Annotated in this window: 15 protein-coding genes and 1 riboswitch; of the genes, 3 read left to right on the forward strand and 12 right to left on the reverse strand. The window is 73.5% G+C overall.

From position 1 onward, the window contains the following. Positions 1 to 29 precede the first annotated feature (29 nt). The 3 genes from LIX60_RS08090 to LIX60_RS08100 all read right to left on the reverse strand — a co-directional run bounded on the left by LIX60_RS08090 (position 30) and on the right by LIX60_RS08100 (position 3,392). Positions 30 to 620, reverse strand: a complete 591-nt coding sequence (locus tag LIX60_RS08090; RefSeq protein WP_227957858.1) for a Uma2 family endonuclease — start codon at positions 618 to 620, stop codon at positions 30 to 32. A 413-nt stretch (positions 621 to 1,033) separates the two neighbouring features. Further along, positions 1,034 to 1,807, reverse strand: a complete 774-nt coding sequence (locus LIX60_RS08095; RefSeq protein ID WP_227957859.1) for a cyclopropane-fatty-acyl-phospholipid synthase family protein — start codon at positions 1,805 to 1,807, stop codon at positions 1,034 to 1,036. A 145-nt stretch (positions 1,808 to 1,952) separates the two neighbouring features. Continuing rightward, the gene (locus LIX60_RS08100; protein ID WP_227957860.1) at positions 1,953 to 3,392 is read right to left on the reverse strand and encodes a gamma-aminobutyraldehyde dehydrogenase; all 1,440 of its coding nucleotides are present in this window, start codon (positions 3,390 to 3,392) and stop codon (positions 1,953 to 1,955) included. Positions 3,393 to 3,697: 305 nt separating this feature from the next. Here LIX60_RS08100 and LIX60_RS08105 point away from each other — a divergent pair, with 305 nt between their 5' ends. Together LIX60_RS08105 and LIX60_RS08110 are read left to right on the forward strand one after the other, a co-directional pair. After that, entirely contained in the window at positions 3,698 to 4,465 is a 768-nt protein-coding gene (locus LIX60_RS08105; protein ID WP_227957861.1) for an ABC transporter ATP-binding protein, read from the forward strand. After that, positions 4,447 to 5,658, forward strand: coding sequence for a hypothetical protein (locus LIX60_RS08110; RefSeq protein ID WP_227957862.1), 1,212 nt, complete (start codon positions 4,447 to 4,449; stop codon positions 5,656 to 5,658). Before LIX60_RS08105 ends, LIX60_RS08110 begins: the two co-directional genes overlap by 19 nt. 16 nt (positions 5,659 to 5,674) lie before the next feature. Here the strand turns inward: LIX60_RS08110 and LIX60_RS08115 are convergent, their stop codons facing one another. The 9 genes from LIX60_RS08115 to rpsB form a co-directional block, all read right to left on the reverse strand. Further along, positions 5,675 to 6,811 (reverse strand): ABC transporter ATP-binding protein, encoded by a 1,137-nt coding sequence (locus LIX60_RS08115; RefSeq protein WP_227957863.1) that lies wholly within the window; start codon positions 6,809 to 6,811, stop codon positions 5,675 to 5,677. Between the two features lies 1 nt (position 6,812). Next, positions 6,813 to 8,426 carry an iron ABC transporter permease gene (locus LIX60_RS08120; RefSeq protein ID WP_227957864.1) on the reverse strand — a complete coding sequence of 538 codons (1,614 nt, stop codon included), beginning with the start codon at positions 8,424 to 8,426 and terminating at the stop codon, positions 6,813 to 6,815. A gap of 137 nt (positions 8,427 to 8,563) precedes the next feature. Further along, the gene (locus LIX60_RS08125) at positions 8,564 to 9,658 is read right to left on the reverse strand and encodes a thiamine ABC transporter substrate binding subunit (protein WP_227957865.1); all 1,095 of its coding nucleotides are present in this window, start codon (positions 9,656 to 9,658) and stop codon (positions 8,564 to 8,566) included. 40 nt (positions 9,659 to 9,698) lie between these two features. Then, positions 9,699 to 9,803, reverse strand: a riboswitch (TPP riboswitch). Positions 9,804 to 9,822: 19 nt separating this feature from the next. Continuing rightward, a complete protein-coding gene (rlmN, locus tag LIX60_RS08130) occupies positions 9,823 to 10,929 on the reverse strand; it encodes a 23S rRNA (adenine(2503)-C(2))-methyltransferase RlmN (protein ID WP_227957866.1) in 1,107 nt (368 codons plus the stop codon). A 144-nt stretch (positions 10,930 to 11,073) separates the two neighbouring features. Then, the gene (locus LIX60_RS08135; RefSeq protein WP_227957867.1) at positions 11,074 to 12,153 is read right to left on the reverse strand and encodes a phosphatidate cytidylyltransferase; all 1,080 of its coding nucleotides are present in this window, start codon (positions 12,151 to 12,153) and stop codon (positions 11,074 to 11,076) included. Continuing rightward, positions 12,153 to 12,710: a ribosome recycling factor gene (gene frr / locus LIX60_RS08140; RefSeq protein ID WP_019709818.1), complete on the reverse strand. Its 558-nt coding sequence runs from the start codon at positions 12,708 to 12,710 to the stop codon at positions 12,153 to 12,155. Before frr ends, LIX60_RS08135 begins: the two co-directional genes overlap by 1 nt. Positions 12,711 to 12,825: 115 nt before the next feature. Next, positions 12,826 to 13,593 (reverse strand): UMP kinase, encoded by a 768-nt coding sequence (gene pyrH / locus LIX60_RS08145; protein WP_019709819.1) that lies wholly within the window; start codon positions 13,591 to 13,593, stop codon positions 12,826 to 12,828. 166 nt (positions 13,594 to 13,759) lie between these two features. Next, complete coding sequence (gene tsf, locus LIX60_RS08150; RefSeq protein WP_227957868.1) at positions 13,760 to 14,596, reverse strand: translation elongation factor Ts; 837 nt, start codon at positions 14,594 to 14,596, stop codon at positions 13,760 to 13,762. Between the two features lie 95 nt (positions 14,597 to 14,691). After that, positions 14,692 to 15,624: a 30S ribosomal protein S2 gene (gene rpsB, locus LIX60_RS08155; RefSeq protein ID WP_227957869.1), complete on the reverse strand. Its 933-nt coding sequence runs from the start codon at positions 15,622 to 15,624 to the stop codon at positions 14,692 to 14,694. Between the two features lie 432 nt (positions 15,625 to 16,056). On the opposite strand from rpsB, the gene LIX60_RS08160 reads away from it, so the two are divergent. Continuing rightward, a complete protein-coding gene (locus tag LIX60_RS08160; RefSeq protein WP_227957870.1) occupies positions 16,057 to 16,854 on the forward strand; it encodes a M23 family metallopeptidase in 798 nt (265 codons plus the stop codon). Positions 16,855 to 16,889: the final 35 nt, after the last annotated feature.

Consider the following 16,889-nt stretch of genomic DNA (forward strand, 5'->3'; position numbering starts at 1 on the left):
CCCCGCCGCCACTCGCTCTCCCGTTTCTCTCAGTCCCGCGGGAACTGGTCGGTTTCCAGCGTCCAGTCCGTCCCGAGCGGGGAGAGGTCGAGCTTCTCGCCGAAGTCCACGGTGAGCTCGCTCTCGTACTCCTCGCCCTCGGGGCGGCCGTAGGCATGGCACTTGCCGGTGTACGGATCCGCGATGACGTACACCGGGACCCCTGCGCGGGCGTAGGTCCGCTTCTTCTTGCCGTAGTCGTTCTCCCGCGTGTCCCGGGAGATCACCTCGGCCACGAACTCGATGTCGCGGAAGCTCCAGCGCCGCTTCGCGTCCTGCCGTGCCTCGTCCGAGAGCTTGACGACGTCCGGCGCGAAGCCGTTGCGGCCGCCCGGAAAGTCGATCCGTACATCGGACTTGACCTTGACATGCATCCCGAACCGGTCCTCCAGCATGCGGACGATCCAGCGGATGATCTCCCAGTGCGCGTCCCGCTGTGGCGACATCTGGATGGCCCCCTCGACGATCTCTGCCTTGTAGCCCTCGGGGACGGGCATCCGCTCCAGCAGCTCGAACATCTCGTCGAGGCTGAGCTCGTCGCTGTCGGCCATCTCGATCCTGTCGGTCAGCTCGATGGTCACTGTGCCGCTCCTCCCCGCCACACTCCTCACGGCGTGGCCGGGAAGGACAACGATACGCACGGAGGACAGGACACGGACCCGAGTGCGCCGCGGAGGCTGCGAGGGCCTGATGAGTCCTCTCACGGTCCCCGGCCGTCGCGGCACCCCGGGGGGCCGCTCAGGACTGCGGCCGCCGGCGACGGGTACTCGCCGGGGCACACGGGCGGGCCGGCCGCCGACGGGCCGGAGCGCACCGCGGTGGCGCACAGGATGGGATGGGATCAGGCATGTTCGTCTTCTTCTCGAACCGGAGCGGATGCCTCGGCTCGCTGCTCATCAGCCTGGCCGGCACGGCCGTGCTGTTCCTGGTCCTGTACTCCTGCGGGCGCGTCTGACGCCCCCGCCGGGAGACGTCCGGGCCGGGCGGCACACCGTCAGCCGGTGGGCACCAGGGTGAGGTAGGCCATGCCGAGGACACCGCGGTAACCGGTCAGCCAGGAGGCGCGCTGCCGGTCCACGCGCTCGCGCGTCCCGGCGGCGAGCGGGTGGTCCGGGTGCGCGGCGAGCCAGGTCTCCGTGCCGGCCCGGTAGCCGGACTCGAACTCCTCCCATTCGTCCCCGTTCGCCGTCTCGATCCACTCGGGGCGGAACCCGGCACCGACCGCGGCCCCGACCAGCCCCGCGAGGTCGTGGTGGTCGTCGGCGGAGGCGCCGGGCCACATGGCGGCCAGCTCGCCGTCCGTGGGCGGGCGCTCCCAGTAGCCCTCCCCGAAGAGCACGCGCCCGCCGGGAGCGACCAGCCGGCGCAGCGCGCGGAGGGCGGCGGCGGTGGCGGCGGCTCCGGACGGCTCCGCGTCCCCGGTGAGGGCGTGGCCGGCGCCGGTGCACAGCACGAGATCGGCCGGCCCGCGGGCGGTCCCGGCCGCGGACTCCGCTAGGAACGCCACCCGGCCGGCCAGTCCCCGGGTACGGGCGTTCTCCCGGCCCCGGGCCAGATCCTCCGCGTTGATGTCCAGGCCGGTCCCGGTGGCTCCGGGCACGGCGCCGAGCACGCGCAGCATCAACTCGCCCCAGCCGCAGCCGATGTCGAGGACGGTCGCGGGGCGGTGCCGGCCGAGTCGCTCGACGAGCCGCGCGGCGCGCGCCTCGGAGAGCGGGCCGTGGAAGGTGAGGCGGGGCAGCCGGGGCGGCGGAGCGGTATCGGGCATGCGCCGGACCCTACGGACGGCGGCGCCGGGACAAAACCGATTATCGGCGGGCCCGGCGCGCCCCGGACAGACCGGCACCCCCGGGCCACGGTGGTGGCCCGGGGCCGCCCCGGTGCGTCCGGTGGCGCCGCCGGCGTGCCGCGGCTCAGCCGTCCAGCGACGTCATGACGTGCTTGATCCGGGTGTAGTCGTCGAAGCCGTAGGCCGACAGGTCCTTGCCGTAGCCGGACTTCTTGAAGCCGCCGTGCGGCATCTCGGCGACCAGCGGGATGTGCGTGTTGATCCACACGCAGCCGAAGTCCAGGGCCCTGGACATCCGCATGGCCCGGCCGTGGTCCTTCGTCCAGACCGAGGAGGCGAGGGCGTACTCGACACCGTTCGCGTACTCCAGCGCCTGCTGCTCGTCCGTGAAGGGCTGGACGGTGATGACCGGGCCGAAGACCTCGTTCTGGACGATCTCGTCGTCCTGCTTCAGGCCGGAGACGACGGTCGGGGCGTAGAAGTAGCCCCGCTCGCCGACCCGGCGGCCGCCGGTCTCGACCTTGGCGTGCGCGGGGAGGCGCTCGATGAAGCCGCTCACCTTCGCGAGCTGGTCGGCGTTGTTGAGCGCGCCGTAGAGGATGTCCTCGTCGTCCGGCTGCCCGGTCTTCGTGTCCGCGGCGGCCTTGGCAAGGGCGGCGACGAACTCGTCGTGCACGGACTCGTGGACGAGGACGCGGGTCGCGGCGGTGCAGTCCTGGCCGGCGTTGAAGAAGCCCGCCTCGGTGATGCCCTCGACGGCCTTGGCCAGGTCGGCGTCCTCGAAGACGACGACGGGGGCCTTGCCGCCCAGCTCCAGGTGGACCCGCTTGACGTCCTTGGCGGCGCTGGCGGCGACCTCCGTGCCGGCCCGGACCGAGCCGGTGATGGACGCCATCGCGGGCACCGGGTGCTCGACCATCAGCCGGCCGGTGTCGCGGTCGCCGCAGACGACGTTGAAGACGCCCTTCGGGAGGACGGAGCCGAGGATCTCGGCGAGCAGCACCGTCGACGCGGGGGTGGTGTCGGAAGGCTTGAGGACGACCGTGTTGCCCGCGGCGAGCGCCGGGGCGAACTTCCAGACCGCCATCATCATCGGGTAGTTCCACGGCGCGACCTGCGCGCAGACCCCGACCGGCTCCCGGCGGACGAAGGAGGTCAGCCCCTCCATGTACTCGCCGCCCGAGCGCCCCTCCAGCATCCGCGCCGCGCCCGCGAAGAAGCGGACCTGGTCGATCATCGGCGGGATCTCCTCGGAACGGGTGAGCCCGAGCGGCTTGCCGGTGTCCCGGCACTCGGCCTCGATCAGCTCCTCGGCGCGCTCCTCCATCGCGTCGGCGATCTTGAGCAGGGCCTTCTGCCGGTCCGCGGGTACGAGGTCCCGCCAGGCCGGGAAGGCGGCCTCGGCGGCGGCCATGGCGGCGTCGACGTCGGCGGCGCCGGACAGCGGAGCGGTGGCGTACACCTCGCCGGTGGCCGGGTTGACCACGTCGGTGGTCCGGCCGTCGGCGGCGTCCCGGAACTCCCCGCCGATGTAGTTGCGCAGACGACGCAGTTCGGTGGTCACGTGCCACCCCTCCCTGTCGGTGTCCAATGGGTGAGACACCCACCCTAAACGCTGCGGCGGACATCGCAGCAGGGGGCCGCCCCGTCCGGGGCCCGGTGACCTGCCTCCGCGGCACGCCCCGGTGCCGTGCCGGTGGCGGGACCATCCGCGCGGCCGTCCATCCGATCGGACGAAAAACGGGCGCATATCCCACCCCCGGTGAGGTGCCGCGGCCCTCGACTCCTTACCGTTCCAGGCACCGACCGGTCTCCCGCCCTCACGCCGGGACGGAGGCCGCACCGCTCACACAAGCCGAGGTGCTCGCCATGGTGGCCCCGCCGGACAACGACGTTCTCCGGGCACACGCCCTGCACTACGCGACCAGCGGCACACCCGTGCTCGCCGGGGTCTCCCTCGCGGTCCGGGAGGGCGAGGTCCTCGCCGTCACCGGGCCCCGGGGCAGCGGCAAGACGACCCTGCTGGAGTGCCTCTCCGGGCGTCTCGTGCCGGACAGCGGCCAGGTGTGGTTCCGCAGCTCCCCCGTGCACCCCCTAGGCGCGGTCGCGCGCGAGCGGCTGCGCCGCGAGAGCTTCGGCTGGATCGGCACCGAGCCGCAGCTCGTACCGGAGCTCACCGGCTGGGAGAACGCCGCGCTGCCGCTGCTGCTGCGCGGCACGGCCCCGCGCGCCGCCCGGACGGCGGCCCTCGGCTGGCTGGACCGGCTCGACGCCGGCGACTGCGCCCGCGGCCGCCCGGCGTCCCTGACGCAGGCACAGCGGCAGCGGGTGGCCGTCGCCCGCGCCCTGACCGCCCAGCCGTCGGTGCTGTTCGCCGACGACCCGACGGCCCGGCTGCACAGCGCGGACAGGGCCTCGGTGCTGCGCATCCTCACCACGGCGGCCCGCTCGCACGAGATCACGGTCGTCCTGGCCACCCACGACCCCGGGGTCGCCGCCCACGCGGACCGCCGGTTCGCGCTGCTCGACGGCCGGCCCGCCGACCCGCCCGCCGACCGCGACAGCGGCGCCGGGAACGGCCCGGCCGGCGGCAACGACGACACCGAGGGAAGAACGACGTGCTCGCTCTCCGTCTAGCCCGCGGCGCCCGCCCGGCCGTCCAGGCGCGCCGGCTGGCGGTCGCGGCGGCCTCCGCCGGTACGGGCTTCCTGCTGCTCAGCAGCCTGGGCCAGGCGGCCGCACTCCCGGCGGGTGCCGGCTCCTCCGCCGTCCGGCTGCTGTGGTGCGCGCTGCCGCTCGCGGCGTCCGTGCAGCTGGCCGTCGCCGCCGCCCGCGCCGATCACGGCACCGGGCCCCGGCAGAACCTGTACGCGGCCGGATACGGGCCCGCCCGTCTGGCACTGCTGGCCGCCGCCTCCACAGTCCTCTTCTGCCTCCTCGGCGGCGCCGCGGCCGCACTGGTGTTCCTGCTGCTCCGCGGAGACCTCGGCATCCCCGCCGTGCCCGGTGCGGAGCAGGCGCTGGGCGCCGGCGTGCCGCTGCCGTTCCCGGCCGTGCTGACCCTGCTGACCGTGGTGCCGGCGGTGGCGGGCGCCGCGACCGCGCTCGCGCTGCGCCCCCGCCCGGCGCCCGCGGAGCACCGGCGCCAGGACGCGGGTCACGGTCCGGCCGTGCCGTGGTCCGCGGGAGGGAATCCGTACACGCCGGGCACCGCGCTGCGCGAGCTGCCCTGGGGCGTCGCCCTGCTGACGGCCGGGCTGGCGCTGGGGTCGTACGCCGGCCCCGCCGGCCCCCCGGGCGGCGGTCCTCCGCTGCCGGGGCGCCCGGACGGCATCCCGCCGGGCGCGGTCGCCGGGTGGGCCCTGGTCGCGGTCGGCCTGGTGACGGCGCTCCCCGGGCTGACGCAGCTGGCCGGGCGGCTGCTGGCCGCGGGCCGGCCCGGCGCGCTGCGGCTGCTGGCGGGCCGGTTCCTGCAGGCGGAGGCGGAACGGATCGGCCGCCCGCTCGGTGTGCTGTGCGCGGTGGCCACCGGCGTCCTCGCGGCGGACCGGCTGTACGGCGGCCCCGGCCCGGCCGCCGTCGCCTCGTTCGGACCGCTTCTCGCCCTCGGAGCCGCGCTGGTGGTGGCGTGCGTGGCGCTGACCGTGGTGATCACGGCCCTGGAGTCGCGGGCCGAGCGGGCCGGCACCACCGAGGCGCTGCGGCACGCCGGGGCCCCGGCCGCCCTGCTGCGCCGCGCGGCCGTCCTCCGCGCCGTCGTGATGGCCGCCGTGGTGGCCCCGGTGAGCTGGACCGTCGCCACGCTGGCCACCCTGCCGCTGCTCGCCTGACACCCCGGCCGCGGGGCTACTCTCCCGCGGCCAGCACCACCACGTCCTCGGCGGCGAACGCCGCGCCCACCTCCGTACCGGTCTCCGGGGCGTCGCGCAGGGCGCAGGACGCCTCCAGGAGCGGCCCGGTCCCGGGGCGGAGCAGCAGGGAGACCCGGTCGCCGCGGAAGGTACGGGCCGCGACGGTGCAGCGCAGGCCGTCGGCGGCCGGCACCAGCCGGACCCCGGTGGGGCGGACGAGCAGCCGACGCGTGCCCCGGGCGGAGCCCGGCTCCACCGGCAGCCGGCCCCAGGGGGTGTCGGCGGTCCCGTCGCGCACCAGCCCTTCGATCACGTTGTCGAAGCCGAGGAAGCGGGCGACGAACTCCGAGGCTGGCCGGCGCCAGACCTCCAGGGGCGTGCCGGTCTGGGCGACACGGCCCTCCCGCATCACGACCACCCGGTCGGCGAGGGCGAAGGCCTCGCTCTGGTCGTGGGTGACCGCCAGCACGGTCGTCCCCAGCCGCCGGAACAGCTCGCGGAGTTCGACGACCAGCCGCTCGCGGAGCGTCCGGTCGAGCTGGCCCAGCGGTTCGTCCAGCATCAGGAGCTGCGGTTCCGGGGCGAGGGCGCGCGCCAGCGCCACCCGCTGCTGCTCGCCGCCGGACAGCGAGGACACCGCGCGCCGCCCGGCGTCGGGCAGCCCGACGAGGTCGAGGAGACCGGCGACGCGGCGTTCGGTCTCGGCGCGCGGCACCTTGCGCATGCGCAGGCCGAAGGCGACGTTGCCGCCGACATCCCGCTGCGGGAAGAGCTGGTGGTCCTGGAACATCAGTCCGACGCCGCGCCGGTGCGCGGGCACCCCCGTCCGGTCGCGGCCGGCGAGGGTCACCCGGCCCGCGTCCGGCCGCTGCAGCCCGGCCACCACGCGCAGCAGGGTGGACTTGCCGCTGCCGCTCGGCCCGAGCACGCAGACCGTCCGCTGCTCGGGGACCTCCAGGTCCACCGCGTCGAGCACCGCGCGGTCGCCGAAGCGGACGGTCACCCCGTCGAGCCGCAGCAGGGCGGGCCGGGCGGCGGAGGTATCGCCGGGGCCGGCGGGGGCCTCCCCGGTGCCGGGAGGAGAGCCGGGGGCGGTGCCGGGGGCCGTGCCCGGAGTGGTGTCGGAGGGCATGTCAGAACTCCCCGGAGCCGGAGCGGTCGGTGCGGACGCGTTCGAGCAGCAGCAGGGACACCGCGCAGACGAGCATCAGGATCGTGCTGAGCGCCATCGCCTGCCCGTACGGCAGTGCGCCGGCCCGGCCCAGCAGCCGGGCCACGGCGACCGGAAGGGTGAGGGTGTCGGCACGGGCGATGAAGACGGTGGCGCCGAACTCGCCGAGCGAGACGGCGAAGGCGAAGCCCGCGGCGACGAGCAGCGCCCGCCGCACCAGCGGCAGGTCCACCTCGCGCCAGGCGCGCAGCGGGGAGGCTCCCAGCACGGCGGCCGCCTCGCGCAGCCGCGGATCGACCGCGCGCAGGACGGGCAGCATGGTGCGGACGACGAACGGCACGCCGACCAGGGCCTGCGCCAGCGGCACCAGGATCCAGGCGGACCGCAGGTCCAGGGGCGGCTCGTCGAGCGCGAGGAGGAAGCCGAAGCCGACCGTCACGGCCGAGGTGCCCAGCGGCAGCATCAGCAGCGCGTCGAACCCCCGTACGAGTCTTCCGGCCCGCCGGGTCAGGGCCGCCGCGGCCAGACCGCCGACCACCAGGGCGATCAGGGTGGCCACGGCCGCGAACGCCAGGGAGTTGCCCACCGCCTCCAGCGGCGCCACGGTGAACGTCCCGCCCTCCTCGGACCCCAGCGCCCGGTAGAAGGCGAAGCCGTAGCCGTCCGGTGCGTCCAGCGAGCGCTCGACGAGCACCCCCAGCGGCAGCAGGAGCAGCAGCGCGACGACCGTGACCGTGGAGCCCAGCATGGCCCACTGGCCGGCGCCGCGGGGACGGCGGGAGGTGTGCGCGGGGTCGACCAGCCGCAGCGCGCTCTCGCGCCGCCGCACCGTCCGGGCGTGCAGCAGGAGCAGGCCGCCGACGGCGCAGAACTGCAGCAGCGTCAGCACGGCTGCCGTCGGCAGGTCGAGCAGTTGTGCGGTCTGCCGGTAGATCTCGACCTCCAGGGTCGAGTAGCGCGGACCGCCGAGGATCTGGACCACCCCGAAGGAGGTGAAGGTGAAGAGGAAGACCATCAGCGCCGCGGCGGCAACGGCGGGCGCCAGCGCCGGCAGGGTGATCCGGCGCCAGGCGGTGAGGCGGCTCGCGCCGAGCATCCGCGCGGCCTCCTCCTGGCGGGGGTCGAGCTGGGCCCACAAGCCGCCGACCGTCCGCACCACGACCGCGTAGTTGAAGAACACATGGGCGAGCAGGATCGCCCACACCGTGGTGTCCAGCCGGACGCCCCACAGCTCGTCCAGCAGTCCGCCGCGTCCCAGCAGCGCCAGGAAGGCCGAGCCGGCCACGACGGTGGGCAGGACGAACGGCACCACCACCAGCGCCCGCAGCAGCCGCTTGCCGGGGAAGTCGAGGCGGGCGAAGACATAGGCGCCCGGCAGCGCGACGGCCACGGTCAGCGCCGTGGACGCCGCCGCCTGCCACGCGGTGAACCAGAGCACGTCCAGGACGAGCGGGTCCGTCAGCACCGTGCCGGCCCGCCCGAACCGCCACCGCCCCCCGTCGCGCAGCCCCCGGGCCACGATCGCGGCCACCGGGTGGACGAAGAACAGGGCGAAGAAGGCCGCCGGAACGGCCATCAGCGCGAGCCGGACCACGGTGCCGGAGCCGCGGCCCGGCCGCCCGCCCGGCCGCCGCCCCGCCGGTGACGGCGGAGCGGGCGGAGGCGGTGCGGACGGCGACGGGGGCGCAGCCGGGGCCGGCTCCGCCCCGGCGGTCACCTCGGAACGAGCTGGGACCATGCCTTGACCCACCGCTCACGGTTCTCGGCGATCTTCTCCGGGGCCAGGGAAGCGGGCTTCTCGATCGTCGCCCCGTACCGGGTGAAGACCTCCGGCAGCTTGACGTCCGTCCGGGCGGGGTGGACGAACATCTGCAGCGGCACGTCCTCCTGGAAGGTCTCGCTCAGCAGGAAGTCCAGGAGTTCCTTGCCGCCCTCGGGGTTCTCGGCGCCGTCCAGCAGCCCGGCGAACTCGGTCTGCCGGAAGCAGGTGCCCTTCGCCACCCCCGTCGGCCCCTCCTCGGGCAGCGGGTCCTGCCCCAGCACCTCGGCGGGCGGGCTGGAGGCGTAGGAGACGACGAGGGGCTTGTCGCCCTTGCCCTTGCCGCCGCCGGAGCCGGAGAAGCGGTCGTTGTAGGCCTGCTCCCAGCCGTCGACCACCTCGACGCCGTTGGCCTTGAGCTTCTTCCAGTAGTCCTGCCAGCCGTCGTCGCCGTACTCGGCCGCGGTGGCGAGGAGGAAGCCCAGCCCCGGCGAGGAGGTGGCGGCGTTCTCGGTGACCAGCAGGTCCTTGTAGGCGGGTTCGACCAGGTCGGCGAAGGTCTCCGGCGGCGCCAGCCGCTTCTTCTCGAACCAGCCGCGGTCGTAGTTGACGCAGATGTCGCCGTAGTCGACGGGCGTGACCCGGTGCTTCGCCCGGTCGAGCCGGAGTTCCTCCGGTACCTTCTCCAGGCCCCTGGCCTCGTACGGCGTGAAGATCCCGTGGTCGAGGGCGCGCGAGAGCAGGGTGTTGTCGACGCCGAAGAGGACGTCGCCCTGCGGGTTGCCCTTGGACAGCACGGCCTGGTTGACGGTCGTGCCGGCGTCGCCGCCGCGCAGGATCTCGACCTTGCGGCCGGTCTGCTCGGTGAACTCCTTCAGCACGTCGTCGGAGACGGCGAACGAGTCATGGGTGACCAGGGTGACGGCCGCGGTCTCGCCGCCGTCCTTCCCGGCGGGATCACCGGAGCCGCCGCACGCGGCGAGCGAGGTGATGCCCAGCGCGGTGACGAGCAGCGCGGCGGCGGACCGTCCGCGGAGGTGCGTGGTCATGAGTGGTGCCTCCCCTGAAGCGGGCAGGGCACGACAGCTTGTCGAGTGGTGACCGAACTCCCTACGCCGGTATGACCCGGTTCAGGTTCGAGGGTCTGCGGCTGCTGCCGCACTCTCAGCGCTGTGCGCTCCCCTGTCGGAATAGACGTTCGAAAACGACGATATCAGCGCTCCGCGGCGGCCAGCTGACCGCATGCGCCGTCGATCTCCTGGCCCCGGGTGTCCCGGACGGTCACCGGCACCCGGTGGGCCTCCAGCGCGGCCACGAACGCCTTCTCGTCCTCGGGCCGCGAGGCGGTCCACTTCGAGCCGGGCGTGGGGTTGAGCGGGATGAGGTTGACGTGCACGCGGCGGCCCTTGAGCAGCCGGCCGAGCAGATCGCCGCGCCAGGCCTGGTCGTTGATGTCGCGGATCAGCGCGTACTCGATGGAGACCCGGCGGCCGGACTTCTCGGCGTACTCCCAGGCGGCGTCGAGCACTTCGCGCACCTTCCACCGGGTGTTGACCGGCACGAGGGTGTCGCGGAGCTCGTCGTCCGGGGCGTGCAGCGAGACCGCGAGCCGGCAGCTGAAGCCCTCGTCGGCGAAGCGCAGCATCGCCGGGACGAGACCGACGGTGGAGACGGTGATGCCGCGCTGCGAGAGCCCGAGGCCGTCCGGCTCGGGGTCGGTGAGCCGCCGGATGGCGCCGACGACGCGGTTGTAGTTGGCGAGCGGCTCGCCCATCCCCATGAAGACGATGTTCGACAGCCGGGCCGGCCCGCCGGGGATGTCGCCGTCCCGCAGCGCCCGCATGCCGTCCACGATCTGGTGCACGATCTCGGCGGTCGACAGATTGCGGTCGAGACCGGCCTGGCCGGTGGCGCAGAAGGGGCAGTTCATCCCGCAGCCGGCTTGCGAGGAGACGCACATGGTGACCCGGTCCGGGTAGCGCATCAGGACCGACTCGACGAGCGTGCCGTCGAAGAGCCGCCACAGCGTCTTGCGGGTGGTGTCGTCGTCGCAGCTGATGTGCCGCACGACGGTCATGAGTTCGGGCAGCAGTTCGGCCGCGAGCTTCTCACGGGCCGCCGCGGGGATGTCCGTCCAGGCCGCCGGGTCGTCGGCGTACCGGGCGAAGTAGTGACGCGAGACCTGGCCGGCCCGGAACGGCTTCTCGCCGATGGCCGCCACCGCGTCACGGCGCTCGGCGGGGGTGAGGTCGGCAAGATGCCGCGGCGGCTTCTTGGCCCCGCGCGGCACGGCAAAAGTGAGTTCTCCGGGCTTAGGCATGATTCCTCCAGTGTCGCAGACGCCGGACGGTCCCCCGGCGCCCCGCGGACGAGGCTCCCGTCACCCGGCCGCGGTCCGCTGCCGGAGACGCGCCCAGGCCCCTGCCGAACCGCTGCGGCAGGGGCCTGGCGTGCGCCGGAGGACTCAGCCCGCGCCGGTGAAGACCACCAGCAGCAGCCACGCCACCGGAGCGGTGGGCAGCAGCGAGTCCAGGCGGTCCATGATCCCGCCGTGGCCGGGGAGCAGCGTGCCCATGTCCTTGATCCCGAGGTCCCGCTTGATCATGGACTCGCCGAGGTCGCCCAGGGTGGCGCTGCCCGCGACCGCCAGGCCCAGCAGCAGGCCCTCCCACCAACTGCCCCCGTCGATGAGGAACTCCAGGCACAGCGCGCCGGCCACCATGGAGAAGCCGACCGCCCCGAGCAGTCCCTCGCGCGTCTTGCCGGGGCTGATGCGCGGCGCGAGCTTGTGCGTGCCGAAGCGCCAGCCGACGGCGTAGGCGCCGGTGTCGCTGACCACGGTGAGCACCAGGAAGACCAGCACCCACCAGGCGCCGTCGCCGGCGGCCAGCATCAGCGCCACGAAGGTGGCGAGGAACGGCACGTAGAAGGCGGCGAAGAGAGCGGCCGTGACGTCACGGAGGTAGTTCTCCGGGGCGTCCGTCATCCGCCAGGCCAGGACGGCGAGCGCGGTGAGCGCCATGGCGACCCAGGCGCCCTCCGGGCCCCGCAGGTATCCCGCGACGACCATGGCGACGCCGCCGAGGGCCAGCGGCACCAGTGGCGCGCGGATGCCCTTCTGCTCGCGCAGCCGGGAGGTCAGCTCCCAGAGGCCGACCACGACCGCGGCCGCGATCACCCCGACGAAGACGTCCTTGACGAAGAACAGCGAGGCGAGGATCACCGCGCCGAGGCCGACCCCCACGCCGATCGCGGCCCGCAGGTCGCGGCCCGCGCGCTTGCGGGGCGGCGTCGCGGGGGACGGATGGGCTCCGGCCGGGCGGTGCGCGTGGACCGGGGGGCCGCTCGGGTGAGCGGCCCCCCGGTCGTGTCCGTCGCGGTCGTCCTGGTCGCCGCCTGCGGGGGGCACGATGGGCATGGGCCGAGTCTGCGCCGCATCGTCCGCCCCGTGCGGGGGACCCGCCGCGGGAGGCCGCACGGGCCCCTGACCGGGCGGTCCCCCGTAGCCGGCGTGCGGCGGGGCGCCCCGGGAAGAGTCGTTCATCAGACCTCGAGCAGCTCGGCTTCCTTGTGCTTGAGCAGCTCGTCCACCTGCGCCACGTACTTCGCGGTGGTGTCGTCGAGCTCCTTCTCGGCGCGGCGGCCCTCGTCCTCGCCGACCTCACCGTCCTTGATGAACTTGTCGATGGTCTCCTTGGCCTTGCGCCGGACGCTGCGGATCGAGATCTTCGCGTCCTCGGCCTTGTGCTTGGCGACCTTGATGTACTCCTTGCGGCGCTCCTGCGTCAGCTCGGGGAACACCACGCGGATGATGCTGCCGTCGTTGCTCGGGTTGACCCCGAGGTCGGAGTCGCGGATCGCCTGCTCGATGTTGCGCAGCGCGCTCTTGTCGAACGGGGTCACCACGGCCATCCGCGGCTCCGGGACCGAGAACGACGCCAGCTGGTTGATCGGCGTCATCGCCCCGTAGTAGTCCGCCACGATCTTGTTGAACATCGCCGGGTGCGCACGGCCGGTGCGGATCGCGGCGAAGTCCTCCTTGGCGACCACGACGGCCTTCTCCATCTTCTCCTCGGCTTCGAGGAGGGTCTCTTCGATCACCACTTGCTCCTGGTGTTATCAGTAAGCAGAGCCTCGCCCCTGCGCGCGTCTACTCCTGCACGGTGTCCGACCGGCAGGCTGTTGTCCATCCCCGTATCGGGCCGGACCTCCCGGGTCAGGCCCTGGTCGCTTGGTCGCTCACCAGCGTGCCGATCTTCTCACCCTTCACCGCACGCGCGATATTGCCTTCGGCGAGAAGTTCGAAGACGAGAATCGGCAGCTTGTTGTCCATGCACAGGGTGATGGCGGTGGCGTCGGCGACCTTGAGGCCGCGGGTGATGACCTCGCTGTACTCGAGGGCGTCGAACTTCACCGCGTCGGGGTTCTTCCGCGGGTCCGAGTCGTACACCCCGTCGACGCCGTTCTTGCCCATCAGCAGGGCCTGCGCGTCGATTTCCAGCGCGCGCTGGGCGGCGGTGGTGTCGGTGGAGAAGTACGGCATCCCCATGCCGGCGCCGAAGATGACGACGCGTCCCTTCTCCAGGTGCCGCACCGCCCGGAGCGGGATGTACGGCTCCGCGACCTGGCCCATCGTGATGGCGGTCTGGACGCGGGAGTCTATTCCCTCCTTCTCCAGGAAGTCCTGGAGCGCGAGGCAGTTCATGACCGTGCCCAGCATGCCCATGTAGTCGGAGCGGGCCCGGTCCATACCGCGCTGCTGGAGCTCGGCGCCCCGGAAGAAGTTGCCGCCGCCGATGACGATCGCGATCTCGGCGCCGTCCCGGACGACGGCGGCGATCTCCCGTGCCATCTTGTGCACGACGTCCGGGTCGACGCCGAGGCCGCCCCCGCCGGCGAAGGCCTCGCCGGACAGCTTCAGCAGAAACCGGCCCCGCTGGGGACCGTGATCGGGTTTACCGGCCTTGTCGGCGTCCTGATTCATGGAGATCTCCTCGTGCACAGACGAAGAAGGCCACTGCCGTGCGGGGTCTGCTCGATCCCTCTGCGGCAATGGCCTCCTCGTCACCTCTGCGGCCGTCCGGCACGCCGTCGGCCGGCTGCCCCCGACCTTAGCGGCGGCGGGCGCTTTCCGCTGTCGCTGACCGGACTCAGGCGCCGACGCGGATGCGGGCGAAGCGCTTCAGCGTGACACCGGCCTCGTCCAGCACCTTCTGGACGGTCTTCTTGTTGTCCTTGGCGAACGCCTGGTCGAGGAGGCAGTTCTCCTTGAAGAAGCCGTTCACCCGGCCCTCGACGATCTTCGGCAGGGCGCCCTCGGGCTTGCCCTCCTCGCGCGCCGTGGCCTCGGCGACGCGACGCTCGTTCTCGACCGCCTCGGCCGGGATCTGGTCGCGGGAGAGGTACTTCGGACCGAACGCGGCGATGTGCTGCGCGATGTCCTTGGCCACCTCGGCGTTCTCCTGCTCGAGCTCGACGAGCACGCCGACCTGCGGCGGGAGGTCCGGGCTGGTGCGGTGCATGTACGTGGCGACATAGCCGCCCTCGAACTGCGCGTACCGGTCCAGGACGATCTTCTCGCCGAGGGTGGCGTTGGCTTCGTCCACATATGCCTGGACGGTCTTGCCCGACTCGATCTCCGAGGCCAGCAGGGCCTCCAGATCGGCCGGGGAGGTCTTGGCGACATGGGCGGCCAGCGCGTTGGCTGCGGCGAGGAACTTGTCACCCTTGGCGACGAAGTCGGTCTCGCACTTCAGCTCCAGCAGGACGCCGGACTTGCTGTCGTCCGCGATGAGGGAGACGACGGCGCCGTTCTCGGCGCTGCGGCCCTCACGCTTGGCCACGCCCTTCTGGCCCTTGACGCGCAGGATCTCGACGGCCTTGTCGACGTTGCCCTCGGCCTCGTCCAGCGCCTTCTTGCAGTCCATCATGCCGGCGCCGGTGAGCTCACGGAGCTTCTTGACGTCAGCGGCGGTGAAGTTCGCCATGGTCTGTCAATCTCTTCTCGAAAGTCGATCGATCGGATCTACGGGTGGACGGCGGGGGCACCGGGCCCCCGCCGTCGTCAGCCGTGACGCTGAGGTCAGGCCTTCTCGGCTTCCGCGGCCGGGGCCTCGGCGGGCGCCTCGGCGGCCGGCGCCTCAGCCGCGGGGGCCTCGGCCGGCTTCTCGGCCTCGGCGGCGGGGGCCTCGGCCGGCTTCTCGGCCTCGGCGGCGGCCGGCTGCTCGGCAGCCTTCTTGTCGCCGCCCTCGAGGAGGTCGCGCTCCCACTCGGCCAGCGGCTCGCCGGCCTTCTCGCCCGGCTTCTGGTCGCCGGTGGCCGCGCCGGAGCGGGCGATGAGGCCCTCGGCGGCGGCGTCGGCGATCACGCGGGTGAGCAGGGTGACGGAGCGGATCGCGTCGTCGTTGCCCGGGATCTTGTAGTCGACCTCGTCCGGGTCGCAGTTGGTGTCGAGGATCGCGACCACCGGGATGTTGAGCTTGCGCGCCTCGCCGACGGCGATGTGCTCCTTCTTGGTGTCCACGATCCAGACGGCGCTGGGCACCTTCTGCATCTCGCGGATACCGCCGAGGGTCTTCTCCAGCTTCGCCTTCTCGCGGGAGAGGACGAGCAGTTCCTTCTTGGTGAGGCCGGAGGCGGCCACGTCCTCGAAGTCGATCTGCTCGAGCTCCTTGAGGCGCTGCAGACGCTTGTAGACGGTCGAGAAGTTGGTCAGCATGCCGCCCAGCCAGCGCTGGTTGACATACGGCATGCCGACGCGGGTCGCCTGCTCCGCGATGGCTTCCTGCGCCTGCTTCTTGGTACCGACGAACATGATGGAACCGCCGTGCGCGACGGTCTCCTTGACGAACTCGTAGGCGCGGTCGATGTACGACAGCGACTGGAGCAGGTCGATGATGTAGATGCCGTTGCGCTCGGTGAAGATGAAACGCTTCATCTTCGGGTTCCAGCGACGGGTCTGGTGCCCGAAGTGGACGCCGCTCTCCAGCAGCTCCCGCATCGTGACGACGGCCATGGCCGTACTCCTTGACATTCTCGGTTCCACCGCGGCCGGGCGGCCGCCGTGCCTGACGCCCCGGCGCGCCGTGCCGCGGAAGAGGTTCTTCCGAGGACCGAGGGACGCGGCCACCGCGCTGCCTGAGAGGTCTGACGCGACGGTGGCGGGGCGTGCGAAGTCGATCCGGTCACCCGGATCGCCACCAGAAGTGTACGGGACGGCCGCACCCCCGGACGACACGGACAGGACCGGTCCGGAGGCGGAACGCGGGCCCCGGGGTGCGGCACCGAGTTGTCCACAACCGGCCGGTAATCCACAGGTTGCGGCCAAGATCCGCGCGGTGGCCGGCGGATGCGGGACCGTCGCCCCATGCGGAGGAACGAAGCGGCGGGACGCGGGCCGCACCGGGCACGGACCGGGCGGCGGCACCGAAGAGGAGAACGCTTCCGGGTGGTCGCCCGGAGCACGGAATGGCGCGCGGCCACGGCCCCCGGCCGCCGGGCGCGCTGCGGGCCGGCGGTGGCCTGTGCGCTGCTCGCGGTATGGCTGCTCGTGTCCCGGCCGCCCGGTCCCGGTCCCGGCACGGGCGCCGCCACCGCGCCGCCGTCCCTCGCCGCCGCGGAGGCGGGCCGGGAGGCGGCCGGGGAAGCGGGCGGGGAAGCGAGCGGGCCCGCCACGGGCCGCCCGGACGCCCGGCCCCGCCCGGACGACGGCGGGACGGGCCGGCGAGCCGGACCGCGGACGGCCCGGGGCCTCACCCGCGGCCCCCGTGCCTGGCCGGTCGGCGGAACGGACGGCGCCGCCCGCGCGGCCGGCCGGCGGCCGGAGGTCCTGAGGGCCTGGCAGCCACCGCCCTCGCGGTACGCGGCCGGGCACCGCGGGGTGGACGTGGCCTCCCGCCCGGGCCGGACGGTACGCGCCGCGGCGCCGGGCCGGGTCTCGTTCGCGGGTGTCGTCGCGGGCCGCGGCGTGGTGTCGGTGGAACTGGACGGTACGGGCGAGCCCCCGCTCCGTATCACCTACCAGCCGGTGACGGCGGAGGTGGAGAAGGGGGACCGGGTGGCGGCCGGACAGCGGGTCGGAGTGCTGGACCGGGGGCCGTTCCACTGCCCGACCGCCTGCCTCCACTGGGGCCTGCTGCGCGGAGAGGAGTATCTGGATCCGCTGTCGCTGCTGCCGGGCTGGATACTGCGCGGCGCCCCGTCCCGCCTGCTGCCGGTCTTCGGCGTACCCGAGCCCGGTGCCTGAACACCGGGCGGGCGGTGGCCGGTCGACGGCCGGGA

This window comes from Streptomyces sp. S07_1.15, assembly GCF_020739505.1.
Lineage (GTDB): Bacteria > Actinomycetota > Actinomycetes > Streptomycetales > Streptomycetaceae > Streptomyces > Streptomyces xinghaiensis.